This window comes from Nonomuraea sp. NPDC050394 (genome assembly GCF_044459065.1).
GTDB lineage: Bacteria > Actinomycetota > Actinomycetes > Streptosporangiales > Streptosporangiaceae > Nonomuraea.
In genome coordinates, this window is the sequence record NZ_JBITIO010000005.1 from 246,915 (window position 1) to 270,551 (window position 23,637).

18 protein-coding genes are annotated in these 23,637 nt (G+C 71.5%); 10 read left to right on the top strand and 8 right to left on the bottom strand.

Annotated features, from left to right (window positions below; translation table 11 throughout):
* Positions 1-8: 8 nt before the first annotated feature.
* Entirely contained in the window at positions 9-3,056 is a 3,048-nt protein-coding gene (locus ACIBKY_RS22075; protein ID WP_397098848.1) for an ATP-binding protein, read from the bottom strand.
* On the opposite strand from ACIBKY_RS22075, the gene ACIBKY_RS22080 reads away from it, so the two are divergent.
* Positions 3,055-3,939 (top strand): TatD family hydrolase, encoded by an 885-nt coding sequence (locus ACIBKY_RS22080; protein ID WP_397098850.1) that lies wholly within the window; start codon positions 3,055-3,057, stop codon positions 3,937-3,939. The genes ACIBKY_RS22075 and ACIBKY_RS22080 overlap by 2 nt on opposite strands.
* Before the next feature lie 65 nt (positions 3,940-4,004).
* The gene (locus ACIBKY_RS22085) at positions 4,005-4,931 is read left to right on the top strand and encodes a ubiquitin-like domain-containing protein (protein WP_397098852.1); all 927 of its coding nucleotides are present in this window, start codon (positions 4,005-4,007) and stop codon (positions 4,929-4,931) included.
* Between the two features lie 5 nt (positions 4,932-4,936).
* Here ACIBKY_RS22085 and ACIBKY_RS22090 read toward each other — a convergent pair whose 3' ends face one another.
* The 3 genes from ACIBKY_RS22090 to ACIBKY_RS22100 are packed head-to-tail and all read right to left on the bottom strand — an operon-like array spanning position 4,937 to position 8,940.
* The gene (locus ACIBKY_RS22090) at positions 4,937-6,031 is read right to left on the bottom strand and encodes an FG-GAP-like repeat-containing protein (RefSeq protein WP_397098854.1); all 1,095 of its coding nucleotides are present in this window, start codon (positions 6,029-6,031) and stop codon (positions 4,937-4,939) included.
* Positions 6,032-6,055: 24 nt separating this feature from the next.
* Positions 6,056-7,264, bottom strand: coding sequence for a hypothetical protein (locus ACIBKY_RS22095; RefSeq protein ID WP_397098856.1), 1,209 nt, complete (start codon positions 7,262-7,264; stop codon positions 6,056-6,058).
* Positions 7,261-8,940 carry a serine/threonine-protein kinase gene (locus tag ACIBKY_RS22100; RefSeq protein ID WP_397098858.1) on the bottom strand — a complete coding sequence of 560 codons (1,680 nt, stop codon included), beginning with the start codon at positions 8,938-8,940 and terminating at the stop codon, positions 7,261-7,263. The genes ACIBKY_RS22095 and ACIBKY_RS22100 overlap by 4 nt, the downstream gene beginning before the upstream one ends.
* A 68-nt stretch (positions 8,941-9,008) precedes the next feature.
* Here ACIBKY_RS22100 and rsmA point away from each other — a divergent pair, with 68 nt between their 5' ends.
* Positions 9,009-9,857, top strand: a complete 849-nt coding sequence (gene rsmA, locus ACIBKY_RS22105) for a 16S rRNA (adenine(1518)-N(6)/adenine(1519)-N(6))-dimethyltransferase RsmA (RefSeq protein WP_397099459.1) — start codon at positions 9,009-9,011, stop codon at positions 9,855-9,857.
* A 450-nt stretch (positions 9,858-10,307) separates the two neighbouring features.
* The gene (locus ACIBKY_RS22110) at positions 10,308-11,138 is read left to right on the top strand and encodes a C40 family peptidase (protein WP_397098860.1); all 831 of its coding nucleotides are present in this window, start codon (positions 10,308-10,310) and stop codon (positions 11,136-11,138) included.
* A gap of 390 nt (positions 11,139-11,528) precedes the next feature.
* On the opposite strand, the gene ACIBKY_RS22115 is transcribed toward ACIBKY_RS22110, so the two are convergent.
* Positions 11,529-12,452: an arginase family protein gene (locus ACIBKY_RS22115; protein ID WP_397098862.1), complete on the bottom strand. Its 924-nt coding sequence runs from the start codon at positions 12,450-12,452 to the stop codon at positions 11,529-11,531.
* Positions 12,453-12,589: 137 nt separating this feature from the next.
* Here ACIBKY_RS22115 and ACIBKY_RS22120 point away from each other — a divergent pair, with 137 nt between their 5' ends.
* Positions 12,590-13,492 carry a 4-(cytidine 5'-diphospho)-2-C-methyl-D-erythritol kinase gene (locus tag ACIBKY_RS22120; protein WP_397098864.1) on the top strand — a complete coding sequence of 301 codons (903 nt, stop codon included), beginning with the start codon at positions 12,590-12,592 and terminating at the stop codon, positions 13,490-13,492.
* A 425-nt stretch (positions 13,493-13,917) separates the two neighbouring features.
* On the top strand, positions 13,918-15,726 hold the full coding sequence (locus tag ACIBKY_RS22125) for an ABC-F family ATP-binding cassette domain-containing protein (protein WP_397098866.1): 1,809 nt from the start codon (positions 13,918-13,920) through the stop codon (positions 15,724-15,726).
* A gap of 655 nt (positions 15,727-16,381) precedes the next feature.
* Here the strand turns inward: ACIBKY_RS22125 and ACIBKY_RS22130 are convergent.
* Positions 16,382-16,900, bottom strand: coding sequence for a MarR family winged helix-turn-helix transcriptional regulator (locus tag ACIBKY_RS22130; protein ID WP_397098868.1), 519 nt, complete (start codon positions 16,898-16,900; stop codon positions 16,382-16,384).
* A 55-nt stretch (positions 16,901-16,955) separates the two neighbouring features.
* Between ACIBKY_RS22130 and ACIBKY_RS22135 the strand changes: the two genes are divergently transcribed.
* Genes ACIBKY_RS22135 through ACIBKY_RS22150 form a run of 4 tightly spaced genes read left to right on the top strand, consistent with a single transcriptional unit; the run spans position 16,956 to position 20,758 of the window.
* Complete coding sequence (locus ACIBKY_RS22135) at positions 16,956-17,735, top strand: trans-aconitate 2-methyltransferase (protein WP_397098870.1); 780 nt, start codon at positions 16,956-16,958, stop codon at positions 17,733-17,735.
* On the top strand, positions 17,732-18,061 hold the full coding sequence (locus ACIBKY_RS22140) for a glyoxalase (protein WP_397098872.1): 330 nt from the start codon (positions 17,732-17,734) through the stop codon (positions 18,059-18,061). The genes ACIBKY_RS22135 and ACIBKY_RS22140 overlap by 4 nt, the downstream gene beginning before the upstream one ends.
* 52 nt (positions 18,062-18,113) lie before the next feature.
* A complete protein-coding gene (locus ACIBKY_RS22145; protein ID WP_397098874.1) occupies positions 18,114-19,571 on the top strand; it encodes a CHAD domain-containing protein in 1,458 nt (485 codons plus the stop codon).
* Positions 19,568-20,758: a cytochrome P450 gene (locus ACIBKY_RS22150; RefSeq protein WP_397098876.1), complete on the top strand. Its 1,191-nt coding sequence runs from the start codon at positions 19,568-19,570 to the stop codon at positions 20,756-20,758. The genes ACIBKY_RS22145 and ACIBKY_RS22150 overlap by 4 nt, the downstream gene beginning before the upstream one ends.
* Here the strand turns inward: ACIBKY_RS22150 and ACIBKY_RS22155 are convergent.
* Complete coding sequence (locus ACIBKY_RS22155; RefSeq protein ID WP_397098878.1) at positions 20,733-21,563, bottom strand: NUDIX domain-containing protein; 831 nt, start codon at positions 21,561-21,563, stop codon at positions 20,733-20,735. The genes ACIBKY_RS22150 and ACIBKY_RS22155 overlap by 26 nt on opposite strands.
* Positions 21,556-23,616: an RNA degradosome polyphosphate kinase gene (locus ACIBKY_RS22160; RefSeq protein WP_397098880.1), complete on the bottom strand. Its 2,061-nt coding sequence runs from the start codon at positions 23,614-23,616 to the stop codon at positions 21,556-21,558. Before ACIBKY_RS22160 ends, ACIBKY_RS22155 begins: the two co-directional genes overlap by 8 nt.
* Positions 23,617-23,637: the final 21 nt, after the last annotated feature.

Below are 23,637 nucleotides of genomic sequence, written 5' to 3' on the forward strand. Positions count from 1 at the left end.
GGCGGTGCTCACCGGTGCCTCACCGGCGGCTCACCGGTCATCGCCGCGATCACGCCCAGCGGTGAGGCGCGGATGGCCTCGGGGCTGACGCCCGCGAGCGTGAGCGCCGCCTGCCTGCTCAGCTCCGCGCCCGCGCGGTGCGCGGCCGCGAACTCCCGCTCACCGAGCGCCGCACGGGCGCGCGCCTCCGCCGCGAGACGGTCCTCGTCACCGGGTACGGCGCAGCCGCGCAGCGCCACGGCCGCACCGAGCAGCCTCGCGGCCTCGGCCGGTTCTGCCAGCCCGGCCAGCGCCTCCACGGCCCGCGCGCTCTCGGGGACGGCCCCGGTCGCCACCGCCACCTCGACGGCCTGCCGGTAGGCCTCGGTGGCGGCGGCCTGATCGCCTTCCGCCTCGGCCATCCGCCCGACGCCGACCAGCACCCGCGTGTGGTTGCCCGAGCTCTTGATCCATCCGGCGTCGGAGCGGGCCAGCGCCTGCTGGTACAGCTCGCGGGCCGCGGGCAGGTCGCCCGCCATCCTCGCCAGGTCGCCCAGGCCGCGCAGGGCGGCGGCGAGGTAGGTGGGGATGCCCGAGCGCCTGGCCACCTCGGCGGCCAGCTCGTAGTCGGCCCGCGCGGCCGCCGGGTCGTCGCGCTGGCGCAGATCGCCACGGTTGCACAGCAGGTCGGCGTGGTCCTCGTCGGCGCCCAGCAGCTCGGCCAGTTCCAGCGCCCGGCTGGTGTGGGCCAGCGCCGCCGCCCGGTCGCCGGTGTTGGCGCCCAGCCAGCCCAGCGAGTCGAGGGCCAGCGCCGAGCCCCAGCGGTCGCCGAGCTCCTGGAAGCCTTCCAGCGAAGCGGTGAGGTCGGCGTGCGCGGCGGCGTACTCGCCGGCCGCCATGCTGGGGAAGGCCCGGATGATCCTGGCCATCGCCCGCGCCCACGGATCGCCGCCGCTCTCGGCACGGCGCAGCACGCGCAGGACGAGCTCCGGATCGCCGCCGTTCGCCGTCATCAGCGGCCACAGGAACGTCAGCAGCGGATGGTGGTGCTCCCGGTCGATCAGGGCGGAGGCCCGCCGCAGGTAGCGCTCCTCGCCCGCGATCAGCGCGCACAGGGCGTAGCCGTCGCCGAGCGCGGGGTCCGGTCGCGGGCCCGCCGCCGCCAGCAGCGCCGCGGCCTCGGCCATGGCGGTGGTGCGGATGCCGCGCATCCACAGGTAGTGGGCCTGCGCGCCGATCAGCCGCATGCCCAGCTCGACCGCTCCCGACTCGACGGCGAAGCGCAGCGCCTCACGCAGGTTGCCGTGCTCGGCGGCCAGCGCGTCCAGCCAGCGCAGCTGTTCGCCGCGGCGTAGGTGGGGGTCGGCCTCCAGGGCCAGGGCGAGGTAATAGGCCGCGTGCGCCTGCCGTACGGCGTGGGGGGCGTCGAGCTTTTCCGCGCAGAAGGCGCGGATCGTGGCGAGCATGCGGTAACGGCCGCCCGAGACCTCCACGAACGACTTGTCGGCGAGCGAGTCGAGCAGCGCTTCAGCGTCCGGCAGGCCGCTGACCCGCGCGGCGGCCGCGGCGCTCGCACCGCCGGCGAACACGGTCAGCCGCGCGGCCATCGCCCGCTCGTCGGCGCTCAGCAGCTCCCAACTCCACGCGACGACCGCGCGCAGCGTCCGGTGCCTGGCCTCGGCGGTACGGCTGCCGCGCGACAACAGCGGGAACCGCTCGGACTCCAGACGTCCGGCCAGCTCGGCGGCCTCGTGGGTACGCATGCGGGCGGCGGCCAGCTCGATCGCCAGCGGCAACCCGTCGAGCGCGAGGCAGATCGACTCCACGGCCGCCTGCGCGGGGAAGTCCGGCCGCACCGCCCGCGCCCGGTCGTTGAACAGCTTGACCGCGTCGGCCGGCGGCAGCGGGCGCACCGGCCACAGGTGCTCGGCGGTCAGCCCCAGCGGCTCGCGGCTGGTCGCCAGGACGCGCAGGCCGGGGCAGGTCGTGAGCAGCCGCTCGGCGAGCGCGGCGACGTCGTCGATGATCTGCTCGCAGTTGTCCAGCACGAGCAGCAGCTCGCGCCCGGACAGCGCCGCGACCAGGCGCACGGCCGGGTCGGCGGGTTCCCCGCGGTCTCCCGGCGGGTGCAGGCCGCTGTCGCGGACGCCGAGCGCGGCCATCATGACCTGCGGCAACTGGCCACCGTCGCGGACGGCGGCCAGCTCGACCACCTGCCGGTCCGTCCGCCCGCGCACCACCTCCGCGGCCAGCCTGGTCTTGCCGACCCCGCCGGGCCCGAGCAGCGTCACCAGCCTGGCCCGCGCCAGCAGCGCGCGCACCCGCGCCGCGTCCTGCTCGCGGCCGACGAAGCTGGTGAGCGGGAGCGCCTCCGGCGGGGCGGGAGGATCTTCCCCGCGCAACAGTTCCCGGTGTATCGCGGACAGCTCGGGAGAAGGGTCCGCGCCCAGCTCGTCGGCCAGAAGCCTGCGGGTGCGCTCGTAGACGACCAGGGCCTCGGCGGGCCGGCCGGCCGCGTGCAGGGCGCGCATGAGCTGCGCGCGCGGGCGCTCGCGCAGCGGGTGGCTCTCGACCAGCTCGCCGAGCGCGGCCAGGGCCGCGCGGTGGTCGCCGCGCCGCAGGTCGGACTCGGCCAGGTCCTCCAGGGCGGCGAGGTGCCGCTCCTCCAGATGTACGGCCGGCGCCGGCGACGCCCACCACCCGAGCGCCTCCCGCAGCAGCCCGGCGGCCCGATCCGGGTCACCGGAGCCGAGCGCCTCGCGGCCCTGTTCGGCCAGGCGCAGGAAGCGGTGCACGTCGACGTCGTCCGGGTCCACGTTCAGCACGTATCCGGCCGCCACGCGCTCCACCGCGATGCCGTCTCGGCGCAGCCTGGACACCTGGGACTGCAGGGCGTGGTGCGCGTCCTTCGGGGGGCGCTCGCCGTACACCTCGTCGATGAGGCGCTCGGCGCCGACCGCGCGGCCGGGACTCAGCAGGAGTGCCGCCAGCAGCGCGCGCCGGGCCGGGCCGCCCAGCGAGACCTCGCCCCCGTCCGCCCGCCAGGCGCGGACCGCCCCGAGCACGCCGAACCGCATGGCAGCCACTATAGGGTTGGGTCACGTGAGCAAGAGTCCCGCTGTTCCCGAGCCTCTGGGCGCCGAGGTCTTCGACAGCCACTGCCACCTGGACATCATGGTCGGCAACCGGCAGGCCTCATCGGGTGATCCGGTGGCGCAGGCCGCGCAGGCGGCGGCTGCCTCGGTGGAGACGATCCTGGCCGAGGCGCGCTCGGTGGGGGTCACGAGCCTGGTGACGATCGGCTACGACCTGACCTCCTCGCAGTGGAACGCGCAGGTCGCCGCCGATCACCAGGGCATCTACGCGGGCGTGGCGATCCACCCCAACGAGGCCCACGCGTCCACGCCCGAGGTGCTGGCCGAGATCGAACGGCTCGCGCGGCGCGCGGAGGTGCGGGCCGTGGGCGAGACCGGGCTCGACTACTACCGCGACTGGGCCTCGAAGGACGACCAGCACGAGAGCTTCCGCGCGCACATCGAGATCGCCAAGCGCACCGGCAAGGCGCTGGTCATCCACGACCGCGACGCGCACGACGACGTGCTGAAGGTGCTGGCCGCCGAGGGGGCGCCGGACGTCGTCGTCTTCCACAGCTTCTCCGGCGACGCCGAGATGGCCACAAAGTGCGCCGAAGCCGGATATTTCATGTCGTTCTCCGGTCCGGTCACCTACAAGAACGCCGGCTACCTGCGCGAGGCCGCCGCCGTCGCGCCCGCCGAGCTGATGCTGGTCGAGACCGACGCCCCCTACCTCCCGCCGGTGCCCCACCGGGGCAAGCCCAACGCCCCCTACCTGATCCCGCTCACCCTGCGCTGCCTGGCCGAGGTCAAGGGCGTCCAGCCGGAGGTGCTGTGCGAGGCGATCACCGCCAACGGGGCCACCGTCTTCGGCATCTTTTCGTGAACCGGTAGAGGCGGGCGCGCGCCCGCCGCTAGCGTCGGGCGCCCGAGTCTCTCCGGAGGTCGCCCGTGCGTGGCAGAAGGCGCGCCCCGCGCCCGCAGGTCCCATGGCGCTCGCCGTGGACGCTGGTGGCCGGCCTGGCCGCGGTCGCGGTCGCGGGCGGACTGGTGGCCATCGCGAGCATGTCCAAGGACATCAAGCTCGTCGTGGACGGTGAAACCGTCGTGATCCGCAGCTTCGCCGGGTCGGTGTTCGAGCTGCTGACGGAGGCCGAGGTGGCGGTGGGACTGGGCGACTACCTGCGGCCGGGCGGGCACGACCTGGTCGTCGACGGCGCCACGATCGTGGTCCGCCACGCGCGCCCGCTCCGGCTCACCGTCGACGGGCGCACCAGCAACCGCATGGTGACCGCCACGAACGTCGCCGCCGCGCTCGACGAGCTGGAGATCGACCACGCGGGCGGCCGGCTGTCCGCGCCGCCCGACCGGGTGGTGCCGCTGTCGGGGATGTCGCTGACCATGTACACCTCGCGGCGCGTGCAGGTGATCGCCGGGACGGACCGGAGGTGGATCAGGACCACCGCTGGAACGGTCCGGGAGGTGCTGCTGCAGGAGCGGATCAGGACGCCTCGGGGGTACAGGATCACCCCGCCGCCGGACAGCTTTCCGCGGCAGGGCACCGTGATCAAGGTGACGCCGCCGGGGCCGGTGCTGCCGCCGCGTACCGTGCCGGTGCAGGCGGCGGTCGCGAGGCTCAACTGGGCCGGGCTGGCCCAGTGCGAGTCCCACGGCAACCCCAAGGCGCTCAATCCTGCCGGGCCCTACTACGGCATGTACCAGTTCAGCCTGGCCAGCTGGCAGTCGGTGGGCGGGGCGGGGACGCCGGTGATGTGGCCGGCGGAGGAGCAGACCTACCGGGCGCAGCTGCTGTACCAGCGGGTGAGCGGCCGGTGGGAGGGCCAGTGGCCGCACTGCGGGGCCCGCCTGTTCGGCTGAAATGGTCAGCCGGATATGGCGTCGCCGAACTGGGTGCTGCCCGGGACCCGATATGTCTGGATATTTTCGGATTTGAGGTCTAGGACGGCCACGGCGCCGCCCGGACTGGCCGTCGGCATGCCGACGGCCAGGCTCGTCTCCGTGAGGGCCGCCGACCAGGGCTCCGGCTGCTGCCAGGGGCGGGCCTCTCCGGGCGGCACCTGCCAGGCGCCGTCGCTCCACACCGCCGCATAGCCCCGGGCCGAGGCCGTCAGCAGGGTGGGGTTCGCCTTCCTGACGAGGTGGGACCTGGGTGCGCCGTCGTCGGCATAGAGCCTGACCTGGCCGCAGCCGCTGACGACGTAGCCCTGGTGGTAGGCGACGGCGGCGGCGTAGTTGCGGCAGCCTTTCGGCGGCTGGAGCCTGATCGCGCGCTCGCCGACGAGCGTCGCCGTCCTGTTGTACGGCGTGCCCACCAGGACCGCGTCCGGTCCCAGGGCCAGGGCGGTGCCGAAACGGTCGTACGGTTCGCCGGTGCCCGGGATGCCGGGTGAGTTCTGGGTGATCGTGCGGTGGATCGTGCCCCTGCCAGCCAGGTGTACGGAACCGGAGGCGGTGACGCCGTCGGCGTCGTCGTGCGGGGCGCCGACGGCGATCTGGTCGCCGCGGACGGCCAGGGACTCGCCGAACCCGGCCCCCGGTCTGGGGACCGGCGCGACCAGCTTTCCGGGAGGCCGCTTCCGGCCGCCGTACAGGATGTAGACGGCGCCCGCTGCCCGCTTGCCCCGCACGTCGGTGTACGGGGCTCCCGCCACCACGTCCGCGCAGCCGTCGCCGTCCATGTCGCCCATGCCCACGGTGGCGCCCAGGCCCCTGGCGTCCTTGTCCGGGGCCGGGAGTCTGGTCACCTTGCCCGCGCTGATCAGGTACAGCGCGCCGGGACCGCCTCGCCACTGTTCGGTGTCGCCCACCACCAGGTCGTCGCGGCCGTCGCCGTCCACGTCCCGTGGGCTCGCCTTGGCGCAGTCGGCCGCGGGGCGCCGGTCGCCGTCTGGCGTGGTACAGGCCGTGACCAGCAGGGACACGACCGCCGCCACGGCCAGTGGCCTTGATGCCTTCAACGCCCTCCCTGCTCTTCGTGGGGTTCAGCCGGTGACGCTGGAGCCGAAGTCGGCGCCGGCCGGGGGTTCGGCGCGCTGGACCTCGTCGGTGTTGCGGCCCAGGACGGCTACCTGGCCCGCGCGGCCCGCGTCGGGCTGGCCGGCCAGCAGGCGGTTGCCGCTGAAGGCCACCGCCCGGCCGTCCAGGTTTAGGCGCCGGTCCTGGCCGGAGGACTGGAACGAGGAGAGCAGGACGCCCGCGCCGTACGGGCTGCCCACGGCCAGCCGGCCGTCCGGCGCGATCGCCAGCGAGTAGCCGAAGCCCTGCGCGCCCTGGCGGATGGTTCTGGCCGGGCGCAGCGCCGGGGTGTAGAGCTGCACGTAGCCGGGGCCGGGGGCGCTCGCCGCCAGGCCCACGCCGTCGGTGTAGGCGAGCGCGTAGCCGAACCGGTCACCTGCCTTTTTGGTGGGGGAGTCCCATTTCTGGCCCCGCAGGGTGGGCGCGGTGGCGTCCGTGATGATGGTGATCTGGCCTGAGTGGATCTTGCCGGTGCCGACCTGGCGGCCCGCCCCGTCGTCGTTCTCGTACGGCACGCCGACGAACAAGGCCCGATCCTTGGACAGGGCCACCGAGTAGCCGAACTGGTCGCCGACTTCGCCGTTGCCGGGGACTTCGGACGATTCCTGACTTATCCGCCTCAGGGGCTGGCTGCCGGATCTGATGTCCACGGATTTGATGTCCACGGGTTTGATGTACACGGAGCCGGTGTCGGCGGTTTGGGCTTCGTCCTCGTGGGGTGCCCCTATGGCCAGGAGGTTGCCGTTGGCGGCCAGGGACCAGCCGAAGTGGGCGTCCTGCTGGGGTTGCGGGGCGGTGAGGAGCTGGGGTCGCGTGGCGGCTCCGCCGTACAGGATGTGGACCGCGCCCGCGTCGCGCACGCCCCGCACATCCGCGTACGGCGCGCCCACCACCAGGTCGGCGCAGGCGTCCGCGTTGACCTTGGCCAGCTTCACCGACCAGCCGAACGCGTCGCCGTCACCCAGGGGAGGCGACGGGAGGCTGACCACCTTGGTGCCGGAGAGCAGGTGTACCGCGCCCTTGCCGCCGTTGGCGAAGGGGTCGCCGACGGCGGCGTCGTCCTGGCCGTCGCCGTCGAAGTCGCTCTGGTTGTTGCAGGCCGCCGGCGTCACCGCCTGGACGGGGGCGATGGCCAGGGCGGCGAGGGCGAGCGTGACGATGGTCTGGACGATCATGACAGTCGCACCTCGATCTGCTTGCCGCCGGTGAACATCGTGCCGGACAGCCGCGCCGCCTTCCTGACCGGCGGCAGGTCGAACACGAACACCCCGTCGAACCGTCCCCCCGCCGTCAGCGCGGCCGGGAGCTGGGAGGAGACCGGCAGCGGGTCGTGGCGGCCGTTCCTGTCGTCGATCAGGGTGAGGGCCGGGGTGCCGACCGTGGTGAGCTCGCCGCCGGGGTTCAGCAGGGTCCAGCGCAGCAGGCAGAGCTGGCCGTTGGCGGGGGTGGCGCCCTGGTATCCGGCCACGCCGCACTCGGGGGCGGTCGCGATGATCAGCTGCGGGCCGTCGAAGGCGTCGCTGAGCTGGAATCTGCGGCCCACGTCGGTGACCGTGGGTTTGCCCGCCTGCGGGGTGCTCTGGACCGCGGGGCTGTTGCGGGAGCCCTGCCAGATCAGCACGCCCGTGGTCAGCGCCAGCGCCAGTACGGCCGCCGCCGCCGCGATCAGCCAGCGGGTGCCTCTCGTCCTGGGGCGGTCGGGGGCGTAGCCGGCCGGGGGCGCGGTGGCGTACTCGACCGGTGGGAGGAGTTCCTCCGGCCGGTCGAGGTCACGGAAGGTGTTCTGGTCCGCCGGGTGGCCGGGGTGGGTCTCCGGTGTCGCGGTGGCGCGGGCCGGGGTGGTGGGGGCCTGGGTGGCGGTGAGAGGGAGCCTGGGGGGCGGGGTGGGGGTGACCGAGAAGGTGGAGGTGATGTCCGGGCTGTCCACGACGTTCTGCGGCGGCTGCCAGTCGCGCAGCAACGCGGTGCCCGCCAGCGTGGGCGGGTCGGCCGCCGGTGCCGGGGCGCCGCCGCTGACCAGGGCGAGGAGGAGGTCCTGGGCGGTGGGGCGCTGGGCGGGGTCCATGGCGGTGGCCCGCCGTACCAGATCGTCGAGAGGCGCGGGCAGCGTGCCGACCTCCGGCGGCCCGTTCAGGACGCGGGTGGCCAGCGTGATCACGTCGCCGCGCCCGAACGGGTGCCGGCCGCTTCCGGAGTAGGCGACCAGGCAGCCCCAGGAGAAGACGTCGGCCGCGGGGGTGACCTGTTCGCCGCGTACCTGCTCGGGGGCCCACCAGCCGGGGCTGCCGAGGAGCTCGCCGGAGAGGGTGAAGCCGGTCTCGCGGTCGAGGGCGCGGGCGATGCCGAAGTCGATCACGCGGGGGCCGGAGAGGCTGAGGATCACGTTGGCGGGCTTGAGGTCGCGGTGCACGAGTCCGGCGACGTGGATGGCGGCCAGGGCGGCGGCCACGCCGAGGGCGACGCCGTGGAGTGGTCCGGCCTCCAGCGCGCCGAATCTCGCGATCTGCTCGGACAAAGGAGTGCCTGCGATGAATTCCGTGACCATGTAGGGACGGCCTTCGTCGCTGTTGCCGTTGTCCAGAACCTGGGCGGTGCAGAACGAGGCGACCCGCCGGGCGTTGTCCACTTCCGCGTGGAAGCGGGCCGCGAACCCCTCCTGATTCGCAAACTCCGACTTCACCACCTTGAGCGCGACAAATCGCCCGCCTGGCGCCCGTGCCAGGAAAACCGTGCCCATGCCACCCTCGCCGAGCCGTCCCAGCAGCCGGTAAGGGCCGATTTCCCGGGGATCCGCCGGGCGGAGCGGCGCGGCGCCCGTTGGCTCCATCAGGGATGTCCCTTCGTCTTTCACGCCATCCTCCCCTGTGGTGCCCCCCGTCCGCTATCTCAGGTTCTTCGGTGCGGGAGACTAGTTGGATGATGGACCTGCTGGGCCCGATAGAAATACGTAATTTGGCGGAGAAGCTGGATCTTCGGCCGACAAAGCGACTCGGGCAGAACTTCGTGATCGACGGCGGCACCGTCCGCCGCATCGTCCGGGTGGCCGAGGTCGCGCCGGACGACGTCGTGATCGAGGTGGGGCCGGGGCTGGGGTCCTTGACGCTGGCGCTGCTCGCGGCGGCCGAGCACGTCGTCGCGGTGGAGATCGACCCGGTACTCGCCGCGCAACTGCCGGAGACCGTGGCAGGCCGGGGTCTGTCAGAGAAGCTGACCGTGGTGGGCGCGGACGCGCTGCGGATCGGCCCCGGCGACCTGGCCGGGCACGTACCGACCGCGCTGGTGGCGAACCTGCCCTACAACGTGGCCGTCCCCGTCGTGCTCCACCTGCTGGAGTCGCTGCCGTCGCTGCGCAGGTCGCTGGTGATGGTCCAGTCCGAGGTGGCCGACCGCCTCGCCGCGCCGCCCGGCTCCAAGGTGTACGGCGTGCCGTCCGTCAAAGCCGCCTGGTACGCCGACGTGCGCAGGGCTGGACCGGTGGGCCGTACCGTGTTCTGGCCCGTCCCCAACGTGGACTCCGGCCTGGTCTCCCTGGTCCGCAGAGACCCGCCCACGACCACCGCCACGCGCGAGCAGGTGTTCGCCGTCATCGACGCCGCCTTCGCCCAGCGCCGCAAAACCCTCCGCGCCGCCCTGTCAACGTGGGCCGGCAGCCCGTCCGCCGCCGAAACCGCCCTGCGCGCGGCCGACGTCGACCCCTCGGCCCGAGGCGAACAACTCGACATCACCGCCTTCACCCGCATCGCCGAGAACACCCCCTTGTCGCACTGACGTCCACGAGCCGGCTGCCGGGCGACCACCTCTCTGCCGCCGCCCTTGACAACGTCGCCGAACGACGGTTGTCCCGCTTAGGCGCACGGCGGGGCACGGCTCCGTGTGTGCGTACGGCGGCGTGGTTCTGTGTGTGCTTACGGCGGCGCGGTTGCGTATGTGCAATGCGGCGCGCGGCGGCGCGGTTGCGTGTGTGCGGCGGCGCGCGGCTCCGTGTGTGCATGCGGCGTGGGTTCTGTGTGCGTGTGTGCGGCGGCGCGCGTTCCGCGTGTGCGTACGGTGGCGCGGCTCCGTGTGGGCGTCTGGCGGGGCGCGGTTGCGGCACGGCGTTGTCCACAACCACTCGCGCGATCCCGCACCCCCATCCCCAGAACCGCGTTCGCCGCCAAATCCGCCACCCGATCCGCACGATCCTGGGCCTCCCATCCGATCCAGCCCAGGAGAAACACCATGATGTGGCTCACCCTCGGCGGCGGCTTCCTGGCCACGCTGAGCACGGTCCCCGCACCGACCGCCGAGTGCCAGGTGGTCATCACCATCCCGGCCGCGTACGCACACCTCGTCGTCCCGCAGCCACCAGGCCAAGAATCCGTGGCCCCTTCCCGGAGTCCCGGCACCCGCGAGGTGAAGCGAGTGATCACCCTCCCCGCAGAAGCCTGCGCCCGGTCAGGGCACCCAACCACCGCCGGCCCAGACGGCGCACCCACCAAACCCGCACAGGCACGCTCCCACCCTCCCCATCCGTGGTGGACCACCCCCAAGCTCGAATGGATCACCACCATCAAGCCCACCCCACCGGAGCCTGCTCCCGAACGGCCCGCCAAACCAACCCCCAAGCCCGACCCCGGCACGAAAAGAACCCCAAAGCCCACCAGGGGCGAAGCAGCGGCCACAGCGGCCCTGGCAAGGCTGGGCACCCCGTTCTCCTGGGGCGGAGGCGCCCCATCCGGCCCCACCCGAGGCATCGGCAGAGGCGCGAACACCATCGGCTTCGACTGCAGCGGCCTCACCCTGTACGCGTGGTCGAAGGCAGGAGTAACGCTGGGCCACTACACCGGCACCCAGTTCCGCCAGGGCCGCCGCGTGGCGCTGTCCGACCTCCGCAAGGGAGACCTGGTCTTCTTCGGCGGCGGCAACGGCGACCCCACTCACGTGGGCCTCTACCTGGGCAACGGCATCATGATCCACGCCCCCAAAACCGGCGACGTGGTCAAGAAAACCCAGTTCCTGAAGTCGTCGTACTACCGCTCCACCTACCGAGGCGCCGTCCGCCCCGGCTAACCCTCATCCCACCCCACCCGGTACCCACCTGGTGCCGCAGCCCCGGCCGGGTCGAGGACCCTGCAACCAGGACCCTCGGCCCGGCGCTCACGGCCCAGGTCTACAAGCCTGGGCCGCGGCACCGGCCCTACTCCACAACCGTGCGCCAGCGCGTGCCCTCGCCCCAACCCCGGCCCACTTCCTCCCCGCAAGTCGTGAGTCCCGCAAGTCGTGGGGTCTCGCCGGACTGGCTCACCCCATGCTGGCCGCCTCGGCCGGTCACCGAGTTTGGGCGCGGTCCCGATTGTGTGCGGTTCCGGGTCGGAGGGCGTGGGCGAGACCTGGATCACCGGGTATGGGCTCATCCCATGCTGGCCGTCTCGGTCGGTCAGTGTGCTTGGGGGAGTCGGGTCAGGGGGTCTGGGTGCAGGTCTTTACCAGGGCGGCGACCAGGGGTGTCAGGGTGGCCTGGTCGCCGGGGTCGTTGGGCTCGTACTCGGTGATCCCGAGCCCGGCGATCTCGAACCGGCCGGCCACAGCCTCCACCAGCCCCAGCAACTGCCCTGCCCGCAACCCACCCCGAGCCGGTGCCCCCACGGAAGCGAACTCCCCAGGATCCAGCACATCCAGATCGATGTGAACGTAGACGGCGACCTCCCCGTCACCGGCCCGCGCGACCGCGTCCAGAAGAGCGTCCGCACCGGCCCGCGCGACCCCGTCCGGAAGAGCGTCCGTACCGCCTTGCGCAACTGCGTCTGGGAGAGCGTCCGTACCGGCCTGCGCGACCGCGTCCGGAAGAGCGTCCGTACCAGCCAGATCCTCCACACGAAGGTGACGAACCCCGCGCTCCTCGATGAACGACACCTCGGCCGCATCCAGGTCCCGCGCCCCGGCGAGGACGATCCGCCGAGGATCCAGGCTCACCTCGGGCAGCAGTTCACGATGCCCCTCGCCGGTGAGCGCCCGCAGCACCATCCCGTGAAAGGCCCCGGAAGGAGAGGTGTCCGGCGTGTTCAGGTCCCCGTGGGCGTCGAACCACAGCACCACCAGCCGCTCCCCATACCGGCGCACGGCCGCGGCGATCGGCTCCAGGTCGACCCCGCAGTCACCGCCCAACGTCACCGGGAAGCCCTGGGCGCCGTCCCGCGCGGCACGGACCCGGGAGGCGGTGACCGCGAGTTCAGCGGGGGTGGAGCCTTCCGCCACCTCCACCCGCACCCGGTCCCCGCCGGGCACCATCTCGGCCAGCAGCCTGGCCCCTTCGACGAGGCGCTCCGCCGTACGGGATCCCGACGACCGCCACTGCGGCACCTCAATAACCGAAATCAACGTCATCTGCCCACGATGCATCATCTCCGGACGAAACGTGTGGCCGGGGGTGACGTGCGGGTTTGGGATGGGGCGTGGGGCGGCCGGGAGCCCGCTACCATCGAGGGTCCCGACCCCGAGGCGATGAAAGTGGCAGCAGATCGATGAGTTCGGTGACCGTACGGGTGCCCGCCAAAGTCAACGTGCAGCTTTCCGTCGGCCCCTTGCGTGACGACGGCTACCACGACCTCGTGAACGTCTTCCACGCCGTGTCGATCTTCGACGAGGTCGAGGCCAGGGAGTCCGAACTCGTCAAGGTCGGCGTCGAGGGCGAATGGGCCGACCAGGTGCCGCTCGACGACGGCAACCTGGCCATCCAGGCCGCCCGTGCGCTGGCCAAGCACGCGGGCCGCGGCTACGGCGTCGAACTGGTCATCAGGAAGGCGATCCCGGTGGCGGGCGGAATGGCCGGAGGCAGCGCCGACGCGGCGGGCGCGCTGGTGGCGTGCAACGAGCTGTGGGGGCTCGGCCTGCCGCCCGAGGACCTGATGGAGATCGCCGCCGACCTGGGCAGCGACGTACCGTTCTCCCTACTCGGCGGCACGGCGGTGGGCACCGGCCGAGGCGAGCAGCTGACCGGCCTGGAGACGAACGGAACCTTCCACTGGGTCTTCGCCATCGCCGACGGCGGCCTGTCGACGGCGAAGGTCTATGCCGAGTGCGACCGACTGCGCGAGGCCACCGGCGAGGCGGTCGGCTGGCCCCAGGTCAGCGAGCCCCTGCTGACCGCCCTGCGCACCGGCGACGCGCACGCCCTGGGCGCCGTCCTCACCAACGACCTGCAGCCCGCCGCTCTCATGCTGCGCCGCAGCCTGGCCCGCACCCTGGAAACCGGCCGCGAACTCGGCGCCCTGGGCGCCATCGTCTCCGGCTCCGGCCCGACCTGCGCGTTCCTCGCCGCCGACGCCGGACACGCCCGCGACCTGGCCATCTCCCTCACCGCCTCCGCCGTCTGCCACACCGCCGCACCCACCACGGGCCCCGCCCCCGGAGCCCATCTCATCTGATTCGCTCTGTCTTTGATCTCTGAACGTTCAGGACTCCCATCCCTTACGGCTCGTCCGCTGTGCTTTCTGAACGTTCGGGCTTTCTCTCCCTTACGGCTCTGAACGTTCAAGCCCTCCATCCCTTACGGCTCCGCCGCCCCACCCGCCCCGCCGTACCCGGTGGACGTCTGTCGAGCGATGGTCGTGAGGGCTCACGGAGCACTCGCCGTAACAACTCCGCCCTTGACCCCCAAAGGCACACCGGCATACCCGGCCAGGCGAGGGGCCCACCCGAGACCCGAATCCCACCTGGCCAGGGCAGGCCCGGCACTGCGCAGCCAAGCGGGCAGGACCGGTGGGTTGGAGGGTGGACGGTGTTTGGAGGGTGGATGGTGGTTTGGAGGGTGGATGGGGTGGCGTTGGGTTGCCAGTACGCTGGGACGGCCATGAATCTGGTCAATCTTGAGTCTGTTTCCCATGCCTACGGCCCCAAGCCGTTGCTCAGCGATCTCTCCCTGGGGGTGGAGGCCGGTGAGCGGATCGGGGTGGTCGGGCGTAACGGCGGTGGCAAGACCACTCTGCTGGCGGTGATCTCCGGTACGGTCAAACCGGACAGCGGCCGGGTCACGCACAACCGTGGCCTGCGGATCGGTGTCCTGTCGCAGCAGGACACGTTGGATCCCGGGCTGAGTGTGCGCGAGACCGTGCTGGGTGGGCGGGCCGAGCATGAGTGGGCCGGTGACCAGGGTGTACGGGAGATTCTGGCCAACCTGATCGGCGACCTTGACCTGGAGTCCAAGGCGTCGGAGTTGTCGGGTGGGGAGCGGCGGCGTACGGCGCTGGCCAAGCTGCTCATCGACGAACACGAGCTGATCATGCTCGACGAGCCCACGAACCACCTGGACATCGAGGCTATCGCCTGGCTGGCCGGGCACCTGGCGACGCGTAAGAGCGCGCTCGTGGTGGTGACGCACGACCGGTGGTTCCTCGACGCCGTCTCCACGCGGACGTGGGAGGTCGTCGATGGCAAGGTCGAGCGCTATGAGGGTGGTTACGCGGCGTATGTCCTGGCCAAGGCCGAGCGGGCACGCATCGCCCAGGCCGCCGAGGAACGCCGCCAGAACCTCATGCGCAAGGAGATCGCCTGGCTGCGGCGGGGCCCGCCCGCGCGTACCTCGAAGCCGAAGTTCCGCGTCGACGCCGCGCAGGCGCTGATCGCGAACGAGCCGCCCGCGCGGGAGAGCGTGGAGCTGGTGAAGTTCGCGACGGCGCGGCTGGGCAAGACGGTGTACGACCTCGAAGACGTCACCCTCCACGCCGGTGGCCCCGGCAGCGGGCCGATGGTGCTCGACGCGTGCACGTGGCAGTTCGGGCCGGGTGACCGGATCGGGCTGATCGGCGTCAACGGCTCCGGCAAGTCGTCGGTGCTGCGGCTGCTCGCGGACACGGTCCAGCCGGACACGGGCCGCGTGGTGCGCGGCAGGACGGTCCGTCTGGCACACCTGTCGCAGGAACTGACCGAGCTGGACCCGACGCGCCGCGTGCTGGAGACGGTCGAGGAGATCCGCAAGTACATCCAGGTCGGCAAGCGCGAGTGGACCGCCTCCCAGCTGCTCGAACGCCTCGGGTTCAAGGGCGAGGCGCAGTGGAAGGTCGTCGGCGAGCTGTCGGGAGGGGAGCGGCGGCGGCTGCAGTTGCTGCGCCTGCTCATGGACGACCCCAACGTGCTGCTGCTCGACGAGCCCACCAACGACCTCGACATCGAGACGCTCAACGAGCTCGAAGACCTGCTCGACGGCTGGCCCGGCACGTTGATCCTGGTCAGCCACGACCGCTACTTCCTGGAGCGCGTCGCCGACCGCTGCGTGGCGCTGCTGGGCGACGGCAGGCTGTCGATGCTGCCCGGCGGCGTGGACGAGTACCTGGAGCGCCGAGCGGCCGGCACCGCCCTGACCGCCCGCCTCGCCTCCGCCCCCGCCCCATCCGGTACGGCTCCCGCCACCCCTTCGCCGGCTACCACCCCTTCGGGCCCGTCGGCCAAGGAGGAACGCGAACTCCGCAAGGAACTGAGCCGCCTGGAGCGCCAGCTGGACAAGCTGACCGGCCAGGAGGCGAAGCTCCACGAACAGATGGCAGCGGCGGCCAGCGACTACGAAAGGCTCGGCTCACTGGACGCCCAGCTGAGGGACATCCAGACCCAGAAGGACACCGTCGAGGCCGAGTGGCTGGAAACCGCCGACCGCCTCGGCGAGTAACCCACCCCACCCCTGGCAAACAACCAACGCCGCCAGCCAGGGAACGGCGCCAGGCAGGGGACGACGCCGGGTAAGGTACGGCGCCAGGCACAAGGGGAGCCGGGTAGGGGCCGGTGCCAGGCAGGGGGCGCCGCCGGGTAGGGGATGGCGCCAGGCGCAAGGGGGAGCCGGGTAGCAGGGGCCACCCTGGTGGGCTGAGCACCGTAGAAGGGCGCCGGAGCCCGCCGCGCGGCGCCCGAAAAGCGTGGGTGGACGCTCCTGGAGGGAGTGGGTGGGCGCTTCTGGAGGGCGTGGGTGGACGCTCCTGGAGGGCGTGGTGGCCGCTGCTGGAGGGCGTGGGTGGTGCCGTGGGCTTGGGGTGGGCAAGGGCGGAGTCGTTGCGGCGGGCACCCCGTGAGCCTTCACGACCGGCGCTCGACGGTCGCGCGCCCACGGCGGTGGTGCGGGCAACCGGGCGCAAGCCGTAACCCTGAGGGGGTGTGACGGCAGCGCGCATAGAGCCTGAGGAGGCGTGACGGCAGCGCGCATAGAGCCTAAGAGGGCGGGATGGCAGAGCGCCGTAACACCGCGAGGGGCGTGACGGCAGAGCGCCGTAACCCTGGGGCGTGAGGGCAGAGCGCCGTAACCCTGGGGCGCGGCCGGGGAGAGGGGGCGGTCAGTTGGAGGAGGTTGCGTCGAAGGGGGCGAGGAGGGTGCGGAGGAGGGCGGCGAGGGTGCGTTGGTCGGGGCCGTCGAGGCCGGCGAGGAGGTCGTGTTCGCGGCGTAGCAAGCCGGAGAACGCCGAGTCCACCCGCTGCAGTCCCGTGTCCGTCAGCGAGACGAGCACGCCGCGCCGGTCCTCCGGGTCGGGGCGGCGGCGGACGAGGCCGGCCTGGGCCAGGCGGTCGATGCGGTTGGTCATGGTGCCCGACGTCACCAGCGTGGCGCGCAGGAGGGCGCCGGGGGACAGTTCGTAGGGTTTGCCCGCTCGCCGCAGCGCCGTCAGCACGTCGAACTCCCATGGTTCGAGGTCGTGCTCGGCAAAGGCGGCGCGGCGGGCCCGGTCGAGGTGCTTGGCTAGGCGGGAGACGCGGGAGAGCACCTGGAGGGGTTCGACGTCGAGGTCGGGCCGCTCGGTCCGCCAGGCGGCGACCAGCCGGTCGACCTCGTCAAGGGACTCGTGCGCATCCGTCATGGATGCAGTGTACTGTCTTGACATCGAGATACATATCTCGATATCAAATATCTTTATGTCGAGAGATATCTGGGACCCGTCAACGTACGAACGCTACGCCGACGAGCGGTCACGGCCGTTCTTTGAGTTGACCGCCAGAATCCAGGCCGACGCACCCCAGTATGTCGTAGATGCCGGTTGCGGCACCGGCGAGCTCACCATGGCGCTGTCCGAACGCTGGCCGGGGGCGACGGTCGAGGGATTCGACTCCTCGCCCGCGATGATCGCCAAGGCCCGCGAGACCGGCGGCAGGTTCACCGTGGCCGACGTCACCCTGTGGCGTCCCGACCGGCCGGTGGACGTCCTGGTCTCCAACGCGGTGCTCCAGTGGGTGCCCACCCACCGCGACCTGCTCGGACACTGGGTCGACGCGCTCGCCGACGGCGGCTGGCTGGCCTTCCAGGTGCCGGGCAACTTCGACGCGCCCAGCCACGTGCTGATCCGCGAACTGTGCCGCAGTGACACCTGGCGCGACAAGCTCGGCGAGTTCGACCGCGGCGCGCCGGTCTCCACGCCCGTGGAGTACATGGAACTGCTCAGCGCCATGGGCGCCCGCGTCGACGCCTGGGAGACCACCTACGTCCAGTTGCTCCAGGGCGAGGACGCCGTGCTGACCTGGGTTTCCGGCACCGCCCTGCGTCCCGTACTCGACCGGCTCAACCCCGGCGAGCAGACCTCCTTCAAACGGGACCTCAAAAAGCTCTTCGATGCGGCATATCCTCGCAAGGAGTACGGCACCGCCTTCCCCTTCCGGCGCATCTTCGTAGTGGCCAGCAAAGAGGAGGCGCACGCGTGAAGCTCATCGCCATGCACCATGTCCAGCTCGCGGCGCCGAAGGGCAGCGAGCCGCAGCTCAGGGAGTTCTATTCCGGCTTCCTCGGCCTCACCGAGGTGCCGAAGCCGCCGGAGCTGGCCAAGCGCGGCGGCGCCTGGTTCCGGGGCGACGGCGTGGAGGTGCACCTCGGCATCGAGGAGGACTTCCGCCCGGCCGGCAAGGCCCATCCCGCGTTCCTGGTGGACGAACTGCCCGAAGGCGAGGTGGACCTGCTCTTCCCCGGATATCGCCGCGTCTACGTCACCGACCCCGTGGGGAACAGAATCGAGCTCCTGCAGGTCGTGTGAAGTTAACCTTCCAGTGGCATGATGTTCCGAAATCGGACACTTGCGAGGTGCTGTGGGCATCGAGATCGAAGACAAGTTCGACGTCGCCGACGACTACGCCATCCCGGACCTGAGCAAGATCGGTGACGTGGACGGGCCGAAGGGCTATCAGCTCGTCGCGCTCTATTACGACACTCCCGACCTGCGGCTGGCGGCTCGAGGGATCACGTTGCGGCGCAGGCGAGGCGGCTCCGATCCCGGCTGGCACCTGAAACTCCCCAAAGCCAAGGGAGCGCGCCAGGAGATCACCCACCCGCTGACGCGCAGCACCAAGGTCGTCCCGGCGCCGCTGGAGAACCTTGTGCGCGCGTTCACCCGGGGCGCGGAGCTCGTGCCCGTCGCCGAGCTGGACACCCGCAGGAACGTCACGGTCGTCTCCGTCGACGGCACCCCGCTGGTGGAGATCGCCGACGACCGGGTCAAGGGCACCGTGTTCGGCGACGAGCCGCGTGTGGAGCGCTGGCGCGAGGTCGAGGCGGAGCTGCTCGAAGGGGACCGGGCGGTGCTCGCCAAGGTGGGCAAACGTCTCATGAAGGCGGGCGCCACACCGGCCGAGTCGTCCAGCAAGCTCGCGCGGCTGCTCGACCGGCCGCCCCGTCCCGGCGGGCCCGCCAAGGCGGGCTCCGCGGGCGAGGTCGTCATGGACTACCTCGACAGCCAGGTCAGCGCACTGTTGTCGCAGGATCCGAGGGTACGGCGGGCCGAGGACGACGCCGTTCACCAGGCCCGCGTGGCGGCGAGGCGCATGCGCAGCGCGCTGAAGGCGTTCAAGAGCATCGTCACCGGCACCGAGCACCTCCAGGACGAGCTGCGCTGGCTGGGAACGGTCCTCGGCGAGGCCCGCGACCTGGAGGTGACCAGGGCCAGGTTCGCCGGCCTCCTGCGCTCGCTGGCCCCCGAGCTGGTCCACGGACCCATCCAGGAACGCCTGGGCGAGGACCTGCTCAAGCGCGAGCAGGACTCCTACAACCGGATCAGGGAGGCGCTGAGCGGCGACCGCTACTACACGCTGCTCGACGGCCTCGACGCGCTCGTGGCCGAGCCCGAGCTGGCCAAGCCCGCGGGCAAGGCGGCCGAGGCGACGCTCCAGGGTGTCGCGGCCAAGAACTGGAAGCGGGTCACCGACGCCTACGACCACGCGCAGGCCATCGAGGACGAGGAACGCCGCGAGATCGCCATGCACGACGTCCGCAAGGCGGCCAAGCGCGCCCGCTACACGGCCGAGGCGCTCGGGATGAAGAAGCTGGCCAAGCACGCGGAGGCCGTACAGGAGATTCTGGGGCTCTATCAGGACGGCGTGGTCGCGCAGGAGACGCTCGCCAAGGAGGCCGAGAGCGCGCGGCAGGCGGGCGAGGACACCTTCACCTACGGTCTGCTGATCGGCATGGAGAAGAGCACCGCCGAGCGGGCACACGCCGAATTCCCGGCAGTCTGGGAGAAGACGGTGGAGGCTGTTAGAAAGATCCTATGAGTGAGCTCCCCGTCATCCCATTCGAGCGCACCACACCTCTGGACGTTCCGGCCGCCTACCGCGAGCTACGACTACAGCAGGGCATAGCCAAGGTCCGTACCCGGACCGGCGACGAAGTCTGGCTGGTCAGCGGCTACGAGGACGCCCGCAAACTGTTCGCCGAGCCGCTTCTCGGCCGCTCGCACCCCGAGCCGGAGAAGGCCGCGCGCATCTCCGGCTCGGCGCTGCTGGGCGGCCCGTCGGGCGACCACGCCACCGAGAAGGCCGACCACGAGCGGATGCGGCGGTTGTTCCAGCCGTCGTTCTCCGCTCGCCGGATGAAGGCGCTGGCCGATCACGTCGGAACGCTGGTCGAGGAGCGCCTGGATCACCTGGCCGGCCTGACCCCGCCCGCCGACCTGCACGCCGAGCTGTCCTTCCCGCTGCCGGTGCTGGTGATCTGCCAGTTGCTCGGCGTGCCGTTCGAGGACAGGGACTACTTCGGCGAGGTCTCCATCCGCATGGGCGACATCGACGACGCGGTCAAGGGCGAGGCGGCCCGCGCCGAAATGGGCGCGTACATGGCCGGGCTGATCGAGCGGAAGCGCCGCGAGCCGGGCGAGGACGTGCTGACCGACCTCGCCGGGGTCATCGACGACGACGGTACGGTCGCCCGGCTCGCCGGCGGCCTGCTGTTCGCCGGCCACGAGACGACCGTCGGCCGCATCGACTACGGCGTGCTGCTCCTGCTGGAGCGTCCCGACCAGCTCGCCGAGCTGGAGGCGGACCCGTCGCTGGCGCCCGCGGCGGTCGAGGAGATCCTGCGCATGGCCGTGCCCAGCCTGCACGGCATCCCCCGCTGGGCCCGCGAGGACGTCGAGTACGGCGGGCTGACCATCCGCAAGGGCGAGGCGGTGCTGATCTCCACCGACGCCGCCAACCGCGACGAACGGGTCTTCTCCGACCCCGACGTCTTCGACCTGCACCGCCAACCCGGCGACCCGCACCTCGGCTTCGGTTACGGCCCGCGCTTCTGCCTCGGCGCCACTCTGGCCAGGGTCGAGCTGGAGGCGGTCTTCAGCCGCCTCTTCCAGCGCTTCGAGGGCCTACGGCTCGCCGTCCCGCTGCGAGAGCTGGAGGTGAACACCGGCCGGCTGACCCAGGGCTTCGCGAAGCTGCCCGTCACGTGGAATAGCGTTCGACGCTGACCGTCCTGGTGCCGGCCCGGTGCAGCACGGCGAAGGCGCCCTTGCGCAGGTGGACGTCGACGCCGCTGAGCGCGGAGATGAGGTGCGGCAGCACCTTCCCGTGGCTGCAGACGGCGGCGGGCACGGTGATGCCGTTCACCAGCGCGGGCGTCTTGTCGGCGTCCTGGTGCCGCTCGCTGAGCAGCGGATCGGTCGTGACGGCGGTGGAGAACGCCTCCATCGTCTGCACGCAGCGCAGGCTCGGCGAGCTGAGCAGCACCTCGGGGCGGTAGGCGGGCAGCACCTGGGCGAGCGTGACCGCCTGGACGTAGCCCTCGGCCTCCAGCGGGCGCAGGTCGTCGTCGCCCTTCCAGTTCTGCCGGGATCCGGCGGCGCCATGCCGTACCAGGACAAGGGGGACGGTGCGCAGCGGCACGGCGGTCAGCGCGTGCAGGAGGCCGCCGTCCCAGGAGTAGGTCAGGCGGGTGCGGGCCTCGGCGATCGGCATCCACTCCAGGGCGTCGACCTCGTCGTTCGGTACGAACGGCGCTTCGTCGGCCACCTGCGCGGCCCAGTAGTCGACGCGCTTCAGCCTGCCCTTGAACAGATAGTGGATCGGCGGCAGGGCGCGGCCCAGGTGCGCGGTGATGCCCGTCTCCTCGCGCACCTCGCGGACCGCGGCGGCGATCATGTGCTCGCCGGTCTTCAGCTTGCCCTTGGGGAAGGTCCAGTCGTTGTAACGTTCACGGTGGATCAGCGCCACGTGGGGGTTCTCCGCGTCGCCTCGCCACACCACGGCGCCGGCGGCCCGGAAGATCTCAGTCATCAACGGTTCTCCAGCGGCGGGTGCCGATGAGGTGGGTCTGCAGGTCTTCGCCCTGGTGCCGGACCCAGGTGCCGTCGGCGTTCAGCCACCACGCGTTGGTGGTGTCGGCCATCGCCAGGTCCATCAGCTCGATGAGGTACGCCTTGTGCTGCTGCCCGGTCACCTTGACCAGGGCCTCGACCCGGCGGTCCAGGTTGCGGCGCATGAGGTCGGCGCTGCCCACCCACACCTCGGGACGGCGGCCGAGCCCGAACTCGTAGACACGCGAGTGCTCCAGGAAGCGGCCGAGGATGGAGCGTACGCGGATGTTCTCCGACAGGTCGGGGATACCCGGACGCAGGATGCAGATGCCGCGTACCCACAGGTCCACCGGCACGCCCGCGCGCGAGGCCCGGTAGAGGGCGTCGATCAGGGGCTCGTCGACCAGCGAGTTCGTCTTGATCCGGATCCTGGCGGGGCGCCCGGCCTGCTGGTGGGCGATCTCCCGTTCGATCCTGGCCAGCAGGCCGCCGCGCAGCGAGTGCGGGGCGACCAGCAGGCGGCGGTAGGCGGAGTGGTTGGAGTAGCCGGTCAGGTGGATGAACAGGTCGGTGACGTCCTCGCCGACCAGCGGGTCCGAGGTCAGCAGGCCGAAGTCCTCGTAGTGCCTGGCCGTCTTGGGGTTGTAGTTGCCGGTTCCGATGTGGCAGTAGCGGCGCAGCTCTCCGGACGGCTCCTGCCGTACGACGAGGGCGAGTTTGCAGTGGGTCTTCAGGCCCACGACGCCGTAGACCACGTGGCAGCCCGCGCGCTCCAGTTTGCGGGCCCAGGAGATGTTGGCGTGCTCGTCGAAGCGGGCCTTGATCTCCACCACCACGACGACCTGCTTGCCGGCCTCGGCGGCCTCGATGAGCGCGTCCACGATCGGGGAGTCGCCGCTGGTGCGGTAGAGGGTCTGCTTGATCGCCAGTACGCGCGGGTCGGTCGCCGCCTCCTCGATGAAGCGCTGCACGCTGGTCGCGAAGGAGTCGTAGGGGTGGTGCAGGAGCACGTCGCGCTCGCGCAGCACGGCGAAGACGTCGTCATCGGCGTGTACGGCTTCCGCCGGCACGAACGGCCGGTAGCTGAGCTCGCCGCGGTCCAGGTCGGCGATGGCGTGCAGTCCGGTCAGGTCGAGCGGCCCGGCGACGCGGTAGATCTCGTGCGGCGCGACGCCCAGTTCCTCGACGAGCAGGTCGAGCACCTCGGCGGTGATCGTGTCCTCGACCTCCAGCCGGACCGGCGGTCCGAAGCGGCGCTTGAGCAGTTCCTTCTCCAGCGCCTTCATGAGGTTCTCGGTGACGTCCTCGTCCACGTCGAGGTCCTCGTTGCGGGTGACGCGGAAGACGTGGTGCTGGACGATCTCCATGCCCTTGAACAACTGGCCGAGATGGGCGGCGATCACATCCTCAAGCGGGACGAAGCGATCCTTGGAGGCGGTGACGAAACGCGGCAACTGGGACGGGACCTTGACCCGGGCGAAGACCGTGTGACCGTTGGTCGGATTCCGCACCACGACGGCAAGGTTGAGGCTCAGGCCGGAGATATAGGGAAAAGGGTGGGCGGGATCCACCGCCAAGGGCGTGAGCACGGGGCGGATGCGCTCGCGGAACAGCTTGCGCAGCTCGGTGCGTTCCTCGCGGCCCAGGTCGTCCCAGCGGACGATCTCGATGCCCTCTCCGGCGAGTTGCGGGCTGAGCCGCTCGTGGAAGCCCGCCGCGTGCCGCTTGGCCAGGTCGCCGGCGATCGTGGCGATCCGGGCCAGTTCCTCGCGGGGCTTCAGCCCGCTCTTGGTCCGCAGCAGCAGGCCGGTGGCCATGCGCCGCTTGAGACCCGCCACGCGTACCCGGAAGAACTCATCCAGGTTGCTCGCGAAGATCGCGAGGAAGCGCACCCGTTCCAGAAGGGGTAGCGAGTCGTCTTCGGCCAGTTCCAGGACCCGTTGGTTGAACTGAAGCCAGCTCTCCTCACGGTTGAGGAACCGCTCCTGGGGCAAGGGCAAGTCGTTTCCTGGGTGCAACGGTTCCGCGGACATATGAGCAATATGCCCTGTTTG